Origin of the sequence: Streptomyces sp. NPDC058335 (genome assembly GCF_042723915.1) — a bacterium.
Taxonomy (GTDB): domain Bacteria; phylum Actinomycetota; class Actinomycetes; order Streptomycetales; family Streptomycetaceae; genus Streptomyces.
This window is the reverse complement of record NZ_JBHXHX010000027.1, coordinates 74,431-90,467: the sequence shown is the minus strand read 5'-3', so window position 1 is coordinate 90,467 and position 16,037 is coordinate 74,431. Positions and strand designations below refer to the sequence as shown.

Sequence of the window (16,037 nt, the reverse complement as noted above, 5' to 3'; positions counted from 1 at the left end):
GAAGCGCTGCTGGAGTACTAGGCCGTGTCTTCAAATGATCTTGAGTAGTGGATCATGGTTGGGTGATACGTCGCCATGAACTGTCCGATGCGGAGTGGGAGTTCGTCCGGCCGCTGCTGCCGGTGTCGCTGCCGGGCCGGAAGCGGCTGGACGACCGCACGGTGCTCAACGGGATCGTGTGGAAGTTCCGTACCGGAACGGCCTGGCGGGACGTGCCCGAGCGGTACGGCCCGTGGGCCACGCTGCACACCCGCTTTCGCCGGTGGGCCCTGGACGGCACGTTCGAGCGCATGCTCCGGGCCGCCCAGGCCAGGGCGGACGCGGCCGGGGACATCGACTGGCTGGTGTCGGTCGACTCCACCATCGTCCGTGCCCACCAGCATGCCGCCGGGGCCCGAAAAAAAGGGCCCGCTGTCCCGGCCTCGGACGCTCCCGAGGTGGTCTGACCAGCAAGATTCATCTCGCCTGCGATGCCTTCGGCCGCCCGCTCGCCTTCACCGTCATGGGCGGGAACACCAACGACTGCACCCAGTTCACCGCCGTGATGGAGGCGATACGGGTGCCCCGCATCGGTCCGGGGCGGCCCCGCGTGCGGCCTGCCCATGTCCTGGGCGACAAGGGCTACAGCTCCAAAGCCATCCGCACCTGGCTGCAACGGCGCGGCATCAGCCACACGGCCGTGGGGGTCGCCCACTGTTTCAAGATGACTGCGCTGGAATGCAAACGCGGGTGCTGTCATCAGCGGCCGCAACTTCCACCGGAAGCCGCGGACCGCGTGCGGCGGCACGCCTGCTGGGACATGCTCAAAGCAAAGACGCACGTCCCGAATGGAGGCGTTCTTGAAGACAACCCGGCGCGTAGCCCTGGCCATCGTCCTGTCCGCCGGTGCCGTATTGGCCACGGCCCCCGTCACGGCCGCGGACGAACCATTGCGGTACGTCGCGCTCGGCGATTCCTTCGCGGCCGCACCACTGGTGCCGCCCTTCGACCCGGCCCATCCGGCGTGCCTGCGCTCCCTGGCCGGCTACCCGCACATCGCGGCCAAGGCCCTTGATGCCGAGCTCACCGACGTCAGCTGCTCCGCCGCCACCGTCGACCATCTGAGCACCACGCAGCACCCAGGGACCGCACCCCAGTTCGACGCACTCACACCCGACACCGACATCGTCAGCATCACCATCGGCGGCAACGACGCCAACCTCTTCAGCGAAGCGCTGGCTTGCGTCAACATCCTGCCCCCGCCCCACGGCACCAGCTGCGCGGAAGAGAACACCGCAGGCGACACCGACAAGGTCAGGGCCCGCATCGACGCCTGGGCCCCGGCCCTCACCGCCGCCCTGGACGAAATCGCCCGGCGGGCGCCGCACGCCAAGGTCTTCGTCGTCGGCTACGGAAACTACCTCCGCACCGACGGCTGCTATCCCGCCCAGCCCTTCTGGAAGCAGGACGCCAACTATATCCAAGGTGCGGTCAACCACCTCAGCGCCGTGCTGAAGCAGGTGGCCGAAGAGCGCGGCGCCCGCTTCGTCGACACCTACGCCCTGGGCACCGGGCATGACATCTGCACCGCCCCCGCCGACCGCTACATCGAGGGCATCGTCCCCACGCGTGCGGCCGCGCCCTTGCATCCGAACGCCCTGGGAGCTCGAGCCATCGGCGATGCCCTCTCCGCGGCCGTCCGCGCGACGACGGCAGGGTGACGAGCGCCGCCTGTGACACGCAGCGGTGACCGGCCCGATTCGCACCGCGCAGATCGGCGCACGCTCTCCGCCTGCCCTCATCGGGTGGGCGCACCAACTGCCGCCCACCGCCCGCCCGGTCATCGCCTTATGCGAGGGCCCTGCCCGGCAGGTCCTCGCCGCTCTGCCACTGGCCTGCGACCAGGAGAGCGACCGAGTGCGGACCTATGCCCTGTCGGCGCCGATGGGGGAGTACGTCCGCGCCGTAGGCCCGGCAGCGACATGGCGGGCCTGCTCGCAGGCGGCGCGCTCGCCCGACACCTCACACCCACCGAGGCTGCTCCAGCCGGACGCTGGCACACCAGCGTCACCGACTGCGCCGAGATCCGGTTACCCCTCGCCTATGAGGCGATGTCCCGCTCGACCCGACGTGATCACAAACGACGCCAGCGCGCCTGGGACGAACTCGCCCAATGCCACAAGGAGCAACGAACTGCTGACCGCCTACGCGGTCCTGGCCCGCCTGCACGCGCGCCGCTGGGCCGGCTACGCGCCGCCTGCCAGCTCACCCCACACTCCCGGTGCACTCCACCGGTCGGCCGTGCTTGAGCGCTGCGGCGCCAACATGGCGTTCATCGCCACCCTCGCCGTGGACGACGAGATCGTCGCCGCCCAGCTCTGCCTGACGCGACACCGCCTATTCCGTCGCGCCGACCATAGACCCTCTTTTATACTCGCTCCCGGACACGCCCTCCTGCGCCACCTGGCACAGGACCTGACCACGGCAGGATGCGAGTACCTCGATCTGGGCCGCACCGTCCCGGGCCAGCACGCCTACAAGGACGAGTACCGGCCACGCTGGAGTAGGACCGTCTCCGCTGTCAGCGCACCACCGGCGTGCCTCAGAGGGCCCGACGAACTTGCCCGGCCCACCGCAGAGTCTGTCTGAAGCGTGTGCCCCACCCTGCACGGCGAATTCTAGGGATCGTCGCAACACGTGATCACTGACGTGTGGTGGCGAGCAGTTTATGCAGGCGCTCGGCTGGGGTCTCCCAGCCGAGCGCTTTGCGTGGGCGGCTGTTCAGCTCGGCAGCCACGGCGTCCAGGCGCTCACGGCCGTGGACAGCAAGGTCGGTGGCCTTGGGGAAGTACTGCCGCAGCAAGCCGTTGGTGTTCTCGTTAGAGCCGCGCTGCCAGGGCTTGCCGGGGTCGCAGAAGTAGACCGGCATCCGGGCCGCCATAGCGAACTCGTGATGACGGCCCATCTCGCTGCCCTGGTCCCAGGTCAGGGATCGCTTCAGGTGGGGTGGCAGGTGTCTGACGGTGTCTAGGAGGGCGTCGCGAACACGTTCCGTGCTGCGACCTTCAGGCAGGTGGACGAGCATCAGGTAGCGGGTACTGCGTTCGACCAGGGTGCCGATCGCGGAGCCGTTGTCCTTGCCGATGATCAGGTCTCCCTCCCAGTGGCCCGGGATCGCACGGTCGACGGCTTCGGCTGGACGGTCGCTGATCATGACCATCGGCGTCGAGTAGCGCGGCTGGCGCTGCTGGGCCTGGCGGCGGGCACGGCCGGTGCGGAGCGCTTTCACCAGGTCACGGCGAAGTTCCCCGCGGCCTTGCACGTAGAGGGCCTGGTAGATCGTCTCGTGGACCACGTGCATCTCCGGCCGGTCGGGGAAGTTCGCAAGTACCGAGACGGCCCGGAAGTGGGCACCACCGTGATTGGTGGTACCCACTTCCTGCGGCCGGTCGGCTGGGAGCCATGCCGCCATCGTTTCCCGGTCCGTCGGTTCACTCCGACGATCCGGCACGCCTCCGTGTTGCTCACGCCCCGGTTCACGAGCTCGAAGTATGCCTCCCGTTCCCGGTACAGCTTCTTCGGCCCTTGCCCCAGGCGTTCCTCACGAATCTCGAAGTCCATCGCATCCCCTGAGCTGGGGTGTTGCGACGACCACTAGAACTTAAGCACCCGGGTGGGGCACCAGACACGGCTTGCAGCGGCGGTTGGCCCGGGGGCGTGTCTTCCTGTTGCGCTTGGGACTGAGCGGCGCGGGCGCCGTAGTTGCGTCCCCGAGTCGGCTGCGGCACCCGCCTTGACTGACTGATCTGTAACGGAGTCGTGGGGCGGTCAGGGGGAGCGGGTTTGTATGTCGTCGGCTGGAGGGCTCGCGTCGTCTGCGGTTGTCGGGCGGGGGAAGAGGTGGTCCTCGAGAGCGTCCATGGCGAAGAGGAACGCCATCATCAGGGCGGGCACGAGCAGGGCGAGCAGGATCACAGGACCTCCCGGAGGTGGTCGGCCTGTGCAGCCGATGGCGCCGCTTCTCAGGATGGGGCCGAACGGCGTAGTGCGCATGTCATGCACCCTGGCGCAACGTCGCCGCCGCCGGGTCGGGCCGCCGTCAGAGCGGTGGCGTCAGGCCGGGCATCTCGGCGGGGGAGGGGTCAGGGCGGGCGCGGTGCCAGCGTGCGGGGTGGCGCCACCGCCCGGAGGCATCGCGGGCGACATCGACCCCGACTTCCAGCACCATGCTCGGGTTCCACAGCATGACGTCCAGCGTCTCCCGGCTGCCCACCCGGCAGAAAACCACCAGCCCCGTCCATCGATGACCGCGCCGCACCGGGGTGAGTAGCCCGGCGGCCGTGCTGCTCGCTGTTTGAGCGAGAGCGCTGGTGCGGCCGGCGTAACTATCGGTGCCGCCGCCGCGCTGCTAACAGCGGCGGCACCAGGGCTTACCCCCGAAGGCGACAGACGGGTCGGTGAGCCCGCCATCCAGCCTGATCCGCAGTGCAGGCATGCGCCAGCGGGACACGGCCGAATGATCCAAAGAGACCGGAGGAGCACCGCTGACTGCCCGCGTGACACGGACAGCCGAGTGCCTCATCCATTCACCTGACATGCCTTCACCCGGATACCCGCCAGGGTGGTGGCGCGCGCACATCTGGGTTGACGCCAGCCACGTCGCCGCTGCGGTTTCCACCAGCCGACAGCACGTCAGCTGACGCAGGCTGCGACGGAAGGAATCACGCATGCGCTCTGCCCGCACTCTCCTCGCCGCGGCCACGGCCACGGTCGCCCTCGCCATCGCAGCCCCTGGCACCTACGCCTCCAGTGCCCGTGACGGGGACAAGGACGACCACTCCTACAGCAGCGACCACAAGTACAAGAAAGACGAGTACAAGAAAGACGAGTACAAGAAGGACGAGTACGCCGGTGGTGAGCACGACAAGCCGAAGGGCGGCATGCACACCGGTGGCGGCGGTCTTGCCTCCTCTGGCTCGACGGCTGTCGGCGGACTCGCGCTCCTGGGTGGCCTGGGAGCAGGCGCGTACGTGCTGCGCCGGCGCATCGCCCGTGGCGCTGCCTCAGTCTGATAGCTGACGCGGGTACCGCGTGCGGCAGGCAGCGTTCCGCTCCGCAGCCACAGCCGCACGCTGCACCGCGCCTGACCTACATGAATCCGCGTTTCGCTGACTGAGGTGCGCTGTGACATGACGATCCGTTCATTGGTTCACTCGAGATCCCGGCGGGCCGGTATGCCGCAGCGCCTTCTGCTGGCCCTACTTACGCCGTTCGTCCTGATCGCGGTTGCGGTCCGCTTGGCCGGCCCAGACAGCCAGTCCTCACTGCCTGCTCCAGCGCCCGCGGTGAGCCTGCGCGCGCCGTCCGTACCGAAGCCCAAGTCCGCAGCTGCGCCACGCAGCCCGACACTGCCCCGTTCGGCTCCCATGCGTCTGCTCATTCCGAGTATCGGGGTGGACGCGCCCTTTACCGACCTGGCCATTGGTCCCTCCGGCCGGCTGAACGCGCCACCCTCTGACGACACGAACCTTGTCGGCTGGTTCACTGACGGTCCCTCGCCGGGAGAGCGTGGCACCGCGATCGTCGCCGGCCACCTCAATACCAGAACTGCGCCCGCTGTCTTCGCGAACCTCAGCACCCTGACCCCCGGCAAGGAAATCCGCATCCCCCGTGCAAACGGCACGACCGTGACTTTCATCGCCTATGCCGCTGAAATCTTCCCGCAGGACGACTTCCCGGATGACCTGGTCTACGCCGACACCCTCGACGCCCAGCTACGCCTGATCACCTGCGGCGGTAGCTACGACCGAAGCAGGCAGCGATATATGGAAAACACCGTGGTCTTCGCCGGTCTCAAGACCACTGCTACCGATGGGTGAATGATTCGGAGGGTGTTCCGGCGGGTGCTTGCCGCGAACCCACACGCCTATGGCCACCGTCCTGGTAGAGGTCGTCAACCTGTTTAGGTTGGGGGCAGGCGTACAGGAAGCCCTGCCCCTGTATGGAGACCAGCCCATGACGACCTTCCGCGTGCCGCGGCCCTCGCCCGACGGCATCGTGACGACGCCACGAACAACGCCCGCCTGGAGCGGCCGTGGGTTCGCCACTGAGGTGGACTATCAGAGCTACGTCGACCAGCTCACGTGGCCGCTTTTTGATGCTCACTTCGGGTCTTGCCCAGCCGGGCGGGGGCAGCGAGTCGTTCGCCGATGCGTGTGCTGTCTTTGGGGCCGGGTATCGCCCGTGGTCCGGTCCGCGATAATCCGGTGGCGCGGCGTGAGGCGCTGACGTCCGGTGCCGTGACGGTGACGAGTGCGCAGGCGGCCAGCGTCCCATTCTCCCTACACGTCGGTGGACGGCAGCGTGTTCGACAGTGAGAACCCGGCACACGGGGAGTGCTTCTTCTTGGCCGGGGCGCGGCACAGGGGCGCAATGGCACGGGCACCCAGGCGACTGCGACTCCCGGGCCATCGACAGTGAGGTTCGGCTGAACGGCCAAGGAGGGCCCTGCTGTCGCATCTGCGCTGTGCTGCTCAGTGGCTCCCCGCCTTGCCTCGTACGACACGTCCGAGTTGGTAGCGCCGCCGAAACGATTACTCAGCGTCGCAAAGTGTGGCGTTCGGTAGTGTCCGGGGCACGCTCACTCCGAGGGAGATATCTGTGCTCGACAAGAAGCTTGTCCGACTTGTGCCCGCCGTGCTTCTGGCGGCCGGCGCGCTGCTCTTCCCTGGTGGCACGCCCGCGTCCGCGGCCAGTTCCTGCAGCGGTAAGAGCGACGACCGCAGCGCCGACAACTGGGCCTCCACCGAGGTCGACCTGTGCCTCACCGCCAGCGCGGGAGGCTGGTCTCACGGGGACATCACTTTCGGCTGCTGGAAGGGCCAGGCCATCGGATGGAATCGGACCGACTGCGGTCTGTCCGGCACCGTAACCCTGACCGAGACGCGTGAGGGCACCACAAGCGAGGTCTACAGCAAGTACATTCAGCTGCCCTACAGCTATGCGCAGCACGGCGACAGTGTCATCTACAGCCAAGATTTCACTTTCCACTGCACACCCGGTGCCACCTACAACTTCACCCTGGGCACTGCCTACAGCACCCTCACGTCGAACGACGCCCGGGTGGACATTCCGGACCGCACGATCAGCGCCCTCTGCAACTAGCGCCGACCTCGGGGGCATCGTCGTCAAGAGCACGAACCGGCGCTACTTTCCCGGCGTACGCGGCTGGTGTGTTGACTGCGCCTTCCGGTGACAACTGCCCTGAAGCGGCGCCCGGTGGTGTAAACAACCGTCAGGAGGAATGCTCAGGTAAACAGCGCGAAGTGTGGTGCTTCGCGGCGGCCTTGCCGCCGCTCGCCGTGCGGCAGGCACTGCCGGCGGGCGGCACGCCTGCCCCGCCTGCTCTGCGACTGCTCCCTCTGGGCGAGCCATGCGCCGGTGTAGGAATCAGCCGCTGTCAGGAAGGCGGAATGGTCGGGTCGCACCGTCGTTGTCCTCGATCGCACGGCGGTCCAGAAGGGACATCGGAGCGTGCAGCGGTATCCGACGTCCATCCGACACGTGCACGACCACCGTCCGGACCCCAGCGGTCTTCCGGACCTCTAGGCTGATGATGTCCCGCCACGCGATATCGCGGCGCCCGCCCCCGCGGAGGACGAGGAAGTTGTCGGTGAGCTCGACACGGTAGTGAGGGGAGGACTGGAACCACCACGCTCGCGAGCATGGCTGCCGAGACCCACGTCCACAGCTCCCCCGCCGTCATGCACCCACCAGTGGCCGCCATGAGGACGTACGCACGGTGCCCGCCAAACCGCCACCCAGCACCGGCGCGGCGGTCTGCCCACCCCCAGCCGGGAGGCTGGCGCGGCGCCACCGGCGCTGCTTGGGGCACGAGGGCCGGGAGAGCCGTTCATCGTGATCACCCTTCACTGAAATGGCTCGACGCGGTCAACACGCGCCGAAGGTGAAACGTACAGCCGTGCGGACCGGCCGTGTTGGTCGTGTCCGGCTAGACCCCTTCGAAAGGCAGCAAGCGCGTTGAGGAACAGGCACGATCGGCGAGACAGCACAGTCAAGAGCCGTCTACTCGTCCCCGGAAGGGACCATGAACCCAGAGAGGCGACGCCACCGTGTCGGTCCCACCTCCCCCATATGGGTGTGTGGCGGTGCGGGGTGGTTTGGGGGGCCTGAGGCTGGGCGCATGCCAATGAAACCTGCGACAACCGTTGTCGCCCTGCTGTCCAGTGCCGTTCTGCTCTCCGGGTCTCTGGCCGCCTGCGGTCAGGCCGCTCGCGAGGGCAGTCTCGGCGGGGGCGGCGAGAAGGAGAACGACCGCAGCCGGGTGTGGGCGCAGTCGCTCGACTGGAAAGACTGCCCTGCTCCGTCACCCAGCCAGGGCGGCGGAGACCCCCCTGAGCCCCTGCCGGACGGCACCCGGTGGCAGTGCGCCACCATGCGGGCCCCGCTCGACTGGGACAAGCCCGACGGCGACACGATAGGCATCGCCCTCATCCGGGCCCGATCCAGCGCCGACGCGAAGCAGCGCATCGGCTCGCTGCTGTTCAACTTCGGCGGTCCGGGGGCGTCCGGAGTCACGACACTGCCCGCGGCGGCCGCCGACTACGAGAAGCTCCGCGGCCGCTACGACCTGGTCAGCTTCGACCCGCGTGGGGTCGGCAACAGCAGCGGTGTCACGTGCCTGGACGCCGAGGCCATGGAGGAGATGTCCGAGCAGGACGACACCCCGGACGACGGCGCCGACGAGGTCGAAGCCTTCCTGAAGCTCAGACAGGGGTATGCCGCGGCGTGCGAGAGGAACTCCGGCCGTGTCCTGCCGCACGTCACCACCGCTGACACCGCCCGCGACATGGACCTGATGCGCAGGCTCCTCGGCGACGACAAGCTGCACTACTTCGGCATCTCCTACGGCACCGAGCTCGGCGGGGTCTATGCCCACCTGTTCCCCCGGAACGTCGGCCGTGCCGTCCTCGACGGCGTCGTTGACCCCACGGTCAACCGGATGGAAGGCGCATTGGCGCAGGCCAAGGGATTCCAACTGGCCTTCGACCACTTCGCTGCCTGGTGCGTCCAGCAGGGCTGCTCACTCGGCGACAGCCCCAACGATGTCGAAGTGCGGGTCATCGAGCTGGAGGCCGAGCTGGACGACCAGCCCCTCCCTGTGGACGGCGACCGCGTCCTGACCGGTTCCCTGCTTGTCGACGGCGTGTCCATGGCCTTGTACTCCGAGACGGCCTGGCCCGCTCTTGAGGTGGGTCTGGAGGCGGCGGGCGACAGAGACGGTACAACGATGCTGAAGCTCGCCGACCTACTGAGCGGGCAGCGCGGCAAGGCCTACGGCGGCCTGCAGGACGCCAATACCGCCATCACGTGCGCCGACCGGAGCGACCGCTACACCCTGGCCCAGGTCGCTGACAGAGTCGCCGAGTTCGAGGCCGCTTCCCCGCTGTTCGGTGCGAGCACCCTGTGGGGAACCTTGCAGTGCACCGGCTGGCCGGTGCCCGGCAAGGCGGCATACCCCGAGGTCAGCGCGCCCGGCGCGCCCCCGATCCTGCTCGTCGGCAACACCGGCGACCCCGCCACCCCGTATGAGGGAGCCGCCCGCATGGCCCAAGCGCTCGGCCATGGTGTGGGGGTCGAACTCACCTACCAGGGCGAGGGGCACGGCGCCTACGACTCCAAGAACACCTGCGTCCAGAATGCGGTCGACACCTACCTCCTCGACGGGAAGCTCCCTGCCCCCGCGACGGTCTGCGAACACGAACCGCTCACAGGGAAGTGACACCGCGACGTGGATGGCGTTCAGGGCGCCGAGCCGTCCGGCCTCGGCATACGCCGTGGAGCGGTCTCTGCAGATCACCTCGACGCTGGGGATGCTCGGCGAGCCACCGGGCGACTGTCGACGTCGTCCGGTCCGGCAGCAGGTCGATGGGCTGGTGGGTTTCGATGTCGATCAAGATCCTGCTGTAGTTGTTGCCCTTGCGGAGCGCGAAGTCGTCCGCCCCGAGTACCCGCGGTGTCGCGGTCTTGGGCTCAGGCAGGCGGCGGATCGGCCGGCCAGCATCACCGCCACGCGCTCCAGCACTCTCTGCAGGCCGTGTTGCGTCTGCCGTGGCGGACCGTCAGTCCGTCGACCTGCTGGCAAACGTCGCCTGCTTGCAGGAACGATGACCACAGCGGAAACGCAGCACCTGTAGTTCGATCAGCACCGGTGGGCGCTCGCCGACCGCGCTGTCGGCGAGCCGACGTACGTATCGGCTGTGCACCCGGGACGACAGTGTCCCGCACGCGGGACACACAGCCCGCTCGGCAGCACCTGGCCCGCACTGCCACCAACTCGCCATCAGGCACGATGTTTTCGATGACGACACCTTCGACCTGGTGGACGCAGGTCCTGGAGGAGGATCACGCCCCGCCGGTATGCCTGCGGCTACGAACGGCTGTATAACGCTTCCGTCACCGACCCACCGCACACCGCAGTACAGGGCCTGCCAGTTCGGCACCCAAGAGGCCGGCGCTGGCGCGCAGCAACCGCTCTGATCCCTGGCAGGGTTCGAGTCATTCCGACACCGAGGAAGCACCCCGCCGAGCATGCGGGAGGAGGAGGGCAGGAGGCTCGTATTCAAGATAGGTCAGGAAGACAGGTAGAAGTTCGGTCTCATCTCCCGCGTCGCCGACCGGCTCGGTATCCACCGCGAGCCGGCGGGACTGGATCAAGAGATCGATGCCGGGCAGCGGTCCGGAACCTCATTGTCGGACGCGGCGCGGATCGCCGAGCGGGAGCGGAAGGTCAAGGAGCTGGAGCGCTCTGACGCGATTCTGCGTCCTCGACGAGTCGAATCCGCCACGTTGACCTGGTCCGACTCCTCGGTCATCGTTCGCGGCTCAAGGAAAACGCATGGGGTCATGGGCCGCAGATGCGTTGGGCCTGGGAGGCCGTCCTGTCGCGGTCGGCCTTCGCGTCGGCCACGGCCTGCCTCTCGACGATACCCGGGTGGCCGCCCTGGGCGACGAGGTCCTTGTACCACTTCAGCCAGGACTCGTAGTCCTTCTGTGTCTTCTCGGCGACCGCGATCGCCTTGGCACAGTCGTCCGACGCGACGGCCGGCGCGGCGTGCGCCGCTGCGGGGAGAGCGAGGGCCAATGCGGTACCGGCCGCACCGGCGAGCAGTCGAAGAGACACCATGGGACACCTCCGGTGGTAAACGATGGGCGCGCACGGCGGCTATCGTGCGTACTGGGCCTCGCGCGGTCCATCACCGGAAGCGCGGCCCACGGCAGCGGGCAGGGCCTGTGCCTCAGGGCTCGCCGTGTCGGCGGACGGCCCCATTGGCTCGATTCCGCCGTGGCCACGCACCTTAGTCCTGCTCCTTTCGTGCGCGCGTGCACTCTGAGCATCGCTCCCTGTCGGTACGGCAACTGCGGCAATCGAGCTGGGCAGCCTGCGGCGTCCACCACACAACCGTGGCTGATCAGCCCGCTCCGCGATCACGGACCCGCTTCCACCACCATCACTCACCCGGACCCGTCCTGCCACTCGGACAGTCCTACATGTGTTGCATCGGCCAGTCGTTTCCCCGGCCACGGCTACATCGGCGTGCGCGCCCGCGAGCAAGAGGAGAAAACCCCGTCCGACAGGAATCCGTGAAGGACGCGGAGTGCTTCAACGACGGGCTGTCTGCGTATGGCGACAAGCTCGCCGGGCCCTCCGACGTCTGGGATCGTCCCGACGGCGACTTCGCCCCCCTGAGCGACCTGCACGAGCTGGACGTCGACGCGCGCCAGGAGGCGAACTCGTTGTGCCGGCTCGACTCCAAGGCTCTGGGCCGTGAGGAGCTGCCCACGACCGCCGACTTGCTGGGATCGGCGGCCGCCGCCGGCCATCCAGGCGCGTTGTTCCGGCTCGCTGTGGTCGTGCTCCGCTCCAGTAAGGACGGGAAAGATGAACGGTCCTCGTCGTGCCAAGTCCTCGGGTTCACTGGACGAGGGCGTAGGACATGCTTGACCTCTCGAACGTGCTCGACAACGCCGACTTCACGAGTTCGCCTCAGTCGCCGTGTACGAGCGCATCGTCCGCACAGTCCTCGCAGCGCTCGTAAACTCCTCGTCGCCCGGGTGGCGCAGTCGACTCGGGGAAGTTCGACTGCGGCCACCCGGATGCCGGACTGCGGGGGGAATCCCTGCCGCTCTCATGTGATCGTGCGACTGCACATTGCGTGGGTGAGGGACAGCCACGGTGCCCTTGGCGCGCCAGCCCCACGATGGCGGGTACCCCCCTCCGAGAGGTGGAGGCCTGCGTCGGGGCTGCCGGAGAACCGCAGGGTCGGCTCAGGAAGTGATTGGCAGGTCCGTCCGTGCTTGTTCCAGGTCGGTTGCCCAGATCCACAGCCGGTGCTGTGGAGGCACTTGGTGGTAGCCGTAGAGGCCGACTTCGGTCAGGGTCCGCAGGTCCACGCACACTCGTTGATAGGCGCGGCCGATCTCCTCGGCGGGATCGGTGAGTTCCGTGACGCCGAGCTTGATGCAGGCCCGATACTCATATCCCAGAAGCAGGTCCTGTCCGAACTCGTCCCAGGCGCCGCGCTGTTGTGTCCAGGCGGTCCCGGGCGTCTTCCGGCAGCAGGTTGAGGTCCTTGTTGGGCGGGTTGGAGGGGTAGATGAGGAACGTGGCTGCCCAGCCGAGTGACACCATGTCCAGGTTGAATGTGCGTCGGCCGGGGTCGTCGCGTGGCGGCAGCGGGTCGGAGGCGCTGCCGGTGAACCAGGGTGCGGTATAGGCCAGGAGGCGGCCGTTGCCTTCGACGAGCTCGCCGGCGGCGATCACGGCCATCTTGCGCTGGGAGCCGTCGGGGCGGGTCAGGCGGTTGGCCACCGTGGCCGTGTGGGCTTCGGCTGCCGCTTGGCCGGCGGCCTGATGTCGTTGCGCGGCGTCGGGGGTGATGTGGGAGACGAGATAGTCCCGCAGGTCCTGCGGGAGCGCATCGTAGGTGCCGTCCAGCAGTCGCGCCTTGGTGCGTTCCAGAGCGGTCTGGGCGGTGGCGGGGGCTCCGCCGTAGTGGCTTTCCGGGGTGTCGATGGACACCATGCGGATCGCCATGGCGATGTTGGGGGTGTCGCCGTTGGTGACGCTCAAAAGGCGGTCGTCGTTGGCGGGCCGGCTGGGGCCTACGAAGCCGAGATCGACCACAGTTGCGCTGCCGAAGTTTTGGCCCGAGGGGCGCGGCAGTCGGGCGCCGGCCTATCAGGGACTTTGTGGCGGGCCGAAACTGCAGGTGTCCTAGAGATTCCTGGCTCCAGCCTCGGTCAAACCTGCGAGGACAAGCTCACGCGGCGACGGACGACGTTGCGAGCGCTGGCAGCAGCGGGCATCCCTTGACGGGGGGCGCGGGCCACTGGCCATTGCCGTCCTGAGCTACTTCCGATCCGCATGATCCCCCACCTCGGCAACGCCGCCCAGCCCAGGGCGGCCTAGGGACTTTCGTTTGGATCACCGTGCGGACCACAGAAAGATGCCTGCGATGTGGAGTCCGGCCAGGTAGATCGTGGCTGTCTTCTTGTAGCGGGTGGCGATGCCGCGCCACTGCTTGAGGCGGTTGATGCACCGCTCGACGGTGTTTGCGCTGCTTGTAGGTCTCGCGGTCGAAGGCGGGCGGCCTGCCGCCCTGGCTGCCGCGTCGAAGGCGGTGTGCCTGCAGACACCGGTCGTGTGTCGCCGCTCACGACAGTCGGATTCACTGCTGTGTGACCGGCCGTTGCCTGTTGGCGTCGATTGCCTGCCCACTGCGCCTTCCGGGGCGCTGCGGGCCGCCGTCCGGCGGTGCTGCGCGGGCCTGGGCCACCGGACCGTCACACTGCCGATCGTGGCCGCTGTGTTGATGGCTGTGATCAGTTCCTTCGCCTATGGCAGTTCCGACTTCCTGGGCGGACTGGCGGCCAAACACGCTCCCGTGCTGAGGGTCGTGGCGATCGCAGCGCTTGCTGGCCTGGCCGGCGTTCTCTGCGCGCTGCCTTTGATCGGTGCGCATTTTTCCGCGCAGGCCGTGGCCTGGGGGATGGCCAACGGCCTGGCCAGTGTGGCTGCGAGTGTCCTGCTCTACCGCTGTCTGGCGCTGGGCCCCATGAACGTACTGTCCCCGCTGGCCGCCGTGATCAGCGCGGTCCTGCCACTGCTGGTCGCCCTGGCCCAGGGTGAGCGACTGGAGGGGCTCGCCGCCATGGGCATCGCCCTGGCGTTCGTAGCTGTCGTGCTGATCAGCGCCAGACCTCGTCAGCCGGCACGGCGCCCGTTGCCCGTGGCGTTGTTGTGCGCAGTCGGTGCGGGAGGCGCCGTTGCCACCCAGGCGATCACTCTTGACCACGCCCCGCCCGATAGTGCCCTGGCTCCCGTCGTCGTCTCCGTGGCGCTGAACGCCATGCTCACTGTCACCGCAGAGTTCGTCGCGAGAATCCGCAGCGGTCCGCGGCCCGGGATGCGGACGGCCGCAGCGATGTCCGGGCTGGTCGCAGCTCTCGCTCATGTCGCTTTCCTTCTGGCCGTGCGCCAGGGGCCGCTGTCCGTCGTAGCGGTGATCAGCGCGCTCTATCCGGCCGTTACTGTCGTCCTGGCGCGCACTGTCCTTCACGAGCGGATCGCTCGCGTGCACCAGGCGGGCTTCGCGGTGGCCGTGGCGGCCGTGAGTCTGCTCGCATGGTCCCGTCTTGGTCAGTGACGGCGTGCTTGCGGTGCGTCAGGTCGATGAGCTGGGTGTGGAGCGCCTACCGGATATCTCGCCAGCAGACGGCCACAGGCCGCAACGAGGTGGCAGTGCTGGCGTCGTTTCTGCGTAGCGACCCAGCGTTGACGATGTCGGCGCGGGAGGCGCTGTCCCGGCGGATCGTGCGGCTGCCGGCAAAGGAGGAGGCATTTTCTCCCCAGGAGTTCGACGAGATACGCGCGGTGGCACGCCGGGCCTTCCACGCGGCGGTGCGCATCGAGCACAACGCTGCCTTGCTCGCCGCATGGCGGGCCGGTGCCTGCCAGCAGGGATTGCCGGACTGGCTGGTGGGAGAGGTGCTGGACGCTCTCGCCCAGACCGGCCGTCTGCCGCAGTGGGAGGTGGACGGGTACGTCCGGGTGCCGTACCGGTACGGCAAGGCCCTGGGCGGCGGCGGGGCTGTGGCGGCCTCGCAACGGCTGTTCCTCAGCCCGGGGGAGGCGGCCGCGCTGGCGGTGCTTCTGGTTGCGGAGTTCGGGCTGAACGCCACCACGGTGTCGGACCTCCGGGTCCCGCGCATCGTCGCCGCGGCCGCGGAGACGATGCGCGGGAGCAGTGTACCGGCTGGAGCTCGAAAATCGGTGTGGGTCAGCCAGCGTTGAAGGGTGGCGTTGATGCTGGGCGGAGATGTCCTTGAAGGCCTCGCCAATCTCGAAGTCTGATCCGGAGGCGGATACGTCAACGGGTCCCGGCGTCACGTCATGGACGGTTCCGGAACTTCGAGGGCGTCGACCACCTTCGGGCCGTCGCAGCCTGGATCGATCGGTGATCGCCGGGCTGGTTGGTCCCGTTCGTGTGAATTGGGGTTTGATGCAACGATTCGCCGCTCTGGTGACGTGATCACGTGGTCAGGGGCGGCATGTGGTCGCCCGGGGAGAAAGAAGGTGATCTTGAATTTCATGGTGCGTGTGCTGGAGGGGGCTGCTGCCGGCGCTTTCCTGGGCGTCGTCGTGGCCGGAGCTGTACCGGCAGGACCCCGAAGCGACGCCCTACCAGTCGCCGGAGTGGCTCATCGGGTGGGCGCACCAACTGCCGCCCACCGTCCGCCCGGTCATCGCCTTATGTGAGGGCCCTGCCCGGCAGGTCCTCGCCGCTCTGCCGCTGGCCTGCGACCAGGAGAGTGACCGAGCGCGGACCTATGCTCTGTCGGCGCCCATGGGGAGTACGTCCGGCCGCCGCCAGGCTCGCTTCGAGGGCGAACCGACCGTCCAACTCCACCAGGACGGCAGCTTCTACGCCGCGCTGCCCATCAACCTCCAGAGCGACCACTCCAACTCCGACGGC

The 16,037-nt window shown here is 68.1% G+C and carries 13 protein-coding genes and 3 pseudogenes; 9 read left to right on the top strand and 7 right to left on the bottom strand.

Features of this window, described 5'->3' with window-relative positions; all coding sequences use genetic code 11:
• Positions 1–62 precede the first annotated feature (62 nt).
• From ACFWJX_RS36530 to ACFWJX_RS36520, 3 genes and pseudogenes are all read left to right on the top strand, one after another.
• A pseudogene (locus ACFWJX_RS36530) lies at positions 63–667 on the top strand (IS5 family transposase); the annotation flags it as partial.
• Between the two features lie 172 nt (positions 668–839).
• On the top strand, positions 840–1,700 hold the full coding sequence (locus ACFWJX_RS36525; protein WP_383250742.1) for an SGNH/GDSL hydrolase family protein: 861 nt from the start codon (positions 840–842) through the stop codon (positions 1,698–1,700).
• A gap of 409 nt (positions 1,701–2,109) precedes the next feature.
• Positions 2,110–2,628 carry a GNAT family N-acetyltransferase gene (locus tag ACFWJX_RS36520; RefSeq protein WP_383250740.1) on the top strand — a complete coding sequence of 173 codons (519 nt, stop codon included), beginning with the start codon at positions 2,110–2,112 and terminating at the stop codon, positions 2,626–2,628.
• 52 nt (positions 2,629–2,680) lie between these two features.
• Here ACFWJX_RS36520 and ACFWJX_RS36515 read toward each other — a convergent pair.
• The 3 genes and pseudogenes from ACFWJX_RS36515 to ACFWJX_RS36505 all read right to left on the bottom strand — a co-directional run.
• Positions 2,681–3,373: pseudogene (locus tag ACFWJX_RS36515) on the bottom strand (IS30 family transposase); the annotation flags it as partial.
• Positions 3,374–3,807: 434 nt separating this feature from the next.
• The gene (locus tag ACFWJX_RS36510; RefSeq protein ID WP_383250738.1) at positions 3,808–3,954 is read right to left on the bottom strand and encodes a hypothetical protein; all 147 of its coding nucleotides are present in this window, start codon (positions 3,952–3,954) and stop codon (positions 3,808–3,810) included.
• Between the two features lie 124 nt (positions 3,955–4,078).
• Positions 4,079–4,225 (bottom strand): ATP-dependent DNA ligase, encoded by a 147-nt coding sequence (locus tag ACFWJX_RS36505; RefSeq protein WP_383250736.1) that lies wholly within the window; start codon positions 4,223–4,225, stop codon positions 4,079–4,081.
• A 481-nt stretch (positions 4,226–4,706) separates the two neighbouring features.
• On the opposite strand from ACFWJX_RS36505, the gene ACFWJX_RS36500 reads away from it, so the two are divergent.
• The 4 genes from ACFWJX_RS36500 (at position 4,707) to ACFWJX_RS36485 (ending at position 9,781) form a co-directional block, all read left to right on the top strand.
• Entirely contained in the window at positions 4,707–5,051 is a 345-nt protein-coding gene (locus tag ACFWJX_RS36500; protein WP_383250734.1) for a hypothetical protein, read from the top strand.
• Between the two features lie 117 nt (positions 5,052–5,168).
• On the top strand, positions 5,169–5,858 hold the full coding sequence (locus ACFWJX_RS36495; RefSeq protein ID WP_383250732.1) for a class F sortase: 690 nt from the start codon (positions 5,169–5,171) through the stop codon (positions 5,856–5,858).
• 781 nt (positions 5,859–6,639) lie between these two features.
• Entirely contained in the window at positions 6,640–7,143 is a 504-nt protein-coding gene (locus ACFWJX_RS36490; protein ID WP_383250730.1) for a hypothetical protein, read from the top strand.
• 1,039 nt (positions 7,144–8,182) lie between these two features.
• Positions 8,183–9,781: an alpha/beta hydrolase gene (locus ACFWJX_RS36485; RefSeq protein ID WP_383250729.1), complete on the top strand. Its 1,599-nt coding sequence runs from the start codon at positions 8,183–8,185 to the stop codon at positions 9,779–9,781.
• Here ACFWJX_RS36485 and ACFWJX_RS36480 read toward each other — a convergent pair.
• From ACFWJX_RS36480 to ACFWJX_RS36465, 4 genes and pseudogenes are all read right to left on the bottom strand, one after another.
• On the bottom strand, positions 9,768–10,040 hold the full coding sequence (locus tag ACFWJX_RS36480; protein ID WP_383250789.1) for a transposase: 273 nt from the start codon (positions 10,038–10,040) through the stop codon (positions 9,768–9,770). The two genes, ACFWJX_RS36485 and ACFWJX_RS36480, sit on opposite strands and share 14 nt — an antisense overlap.
• 863 nt (positions 10,041–10,903) lie before the next feature.
• Positions 10,904–11,185, bottom strand: coding sequence for a hypothetical protein (locus ACFWJX_RS36475; RefSeq protein WP_383250727.1), 282 nt, complete (start codon positions 11,183–11,185; stop codon positions 10,904–10,906).
• 1,350 nt (positions 11,186–12,535) lie between these two features.
• Positions 12,536–13,132, bottom strand: coding sequence for a hypothetical protein (locus ACFWJX_RS36470; protein ID WP_383250726.1), 597 nt, complete (start codon positions 13,130–13,132; stop codon positions 12,536–12,538).
• A gap of 354 nt (positions 13,133–13,486) precedes the next feature.
• Positions 13,487–13,682, bottom strand: a pseudogene (locus ACFWJX_RS36465) (IS5/IS1182 family transposase); the annotation flags it as partial.
• A gap of 192 nt (positions 13,683–13,874) precedes the next feature.
• On the opposite strand from ACFWJX_RS36465, the gene ACFWJX_RS36460 reads away from it, so the two are divergent.
• Both ACFWJX_RS36460 and ACFWJX_RS36455 read left to right on the top strand, forming a co-directional pair.
• On the top strand, positions 13,875–14,708 hold the full coding sequence (locus ACFWJX_RS36460; protein ID WP_383250787.1) for an EamA family transporter: 834 nt from the start codon (positions 13,875–13,877) through the stop codon (positions 14,706–14,708).
• 26 nt (positions 14,709–14,734) lie between these two features.
• Positions 14,735–15,355, top strand: coding sequence for a hypothetical protein (locus ACFWJX_RS36455; RefSeq protein ID WP_383250724.1), 621 nt, complete (start codon positions 14,735–14,737; stop codon positions 15,353–15,355).
• The last annotated feature ends 682 nt before the right edge of the window (positions 15,356–16,037 follow it).